Raw genomic sequence first — 916 nt, forward strand, 5'->3', positions numbered from 1 at the left:
CATCATAAAGGTATTCAAGTTCAAGCTGAGCGAGTGAACCTGCGGATAGCGTATTGTCACCCAAATCAAACGCAGTCACTTGGCTAATATCGACAGGGCTTGCGGTGCTTGGTGCCCGCGCTGTTTGTGGGCTAGTTATGTCGTAATCAACCGGGCCATCAAAGGTTATAAATGTGCCATCGAGTGTGAGTACGTTAGTGGCGGTAATATCAACATTACCTTGGCTGTCGAGTTTTATCTCGCCGCCTGCGTTGTGAATAATTAAATCGCCATTACCTGAGCCCGTAATGCTTATATTATTGTTTGTTTGTAAAAACGTAGAGCCAGTAGGCACATTAAGCTTTTACTCTTTAAGCGCAGCGCCTCTTAACCTCTTTGTGAATAATTCACTTAAAATATTTTTTGCACCAAGAGGAAAGAATGAGAAGTAAATGAGGGGCTCAATTTGAAATACAGGCTAAGGTGCTAATATTAAAAGGCTGCAGCGCCTAGCTTTACAACATCCATGTTGTTAATGAGCGGGTTACATTAATACTTAATATGTTTTAACAGCGGATATTAATTCTTCGTCATTATTATCGCGTTCAAAGTTTAAGTTAAATTGGCCTTTACGCGTAATTGTAAAAATAGCGCGTTGCCAATCTTCCACTTCATTTTTAATGGCGTGGTCAAATAACGTTTTAAACAACGCAGTGATATTTTCATATACAGCAATTGCATGCTGTGTATCGTCATCTGGTTTAATAAAGAGTGCTTTGCATTTAAGTATATTGTTGTTTTCGCAATCTAAAATAAGCTGAGCTTCATGCCATGGCGCATCTATTTGCTGATAAAGGTACTGACCTAGGTGTTGCGGGATGTTTTTAATATTAGGTTGCATTGGCTTTCCTTAGCGTTTAGTTATTGAACAACGACT

General features: G+C 39.4%; 2 protein-coding genes. Both read right to left on the reverse strand.

Annotation, left to right across the window (positions count from 1 at the left end):
* Positions 1–334 (reverse strand): hypothetical protein (locus tag GQR52_RS18905; protein ID WP_240914498.1); only part of this gene is annotated, 334 nt, incomplete at its 3' end.
* A gap of 201 nt (positions 335–535) precedes the next feature.
* Positions 536–880, reverse strand: coding sequence for an immunity protein YezG family protein (locus GQR52_RS18910; protein ID WP_165729447.1), 345 nt, complete (start codon positions 878–880; stop codon positions 536–538).
* Between the last annotated feature and the right edge of the window lie 36 nt (positions 881–916).

This window comes from Pseudoalteromonas sp. 31A1, assembly GCF_011378815.1.
Classification (GTDB): domain Bacteria; phylum Pseudomonadota; class Gammaproteobacteria; order Enterobacterales; family Alteromonadaceae; genus Pseudoalteromonas; species Pseudoalteromonas arctica.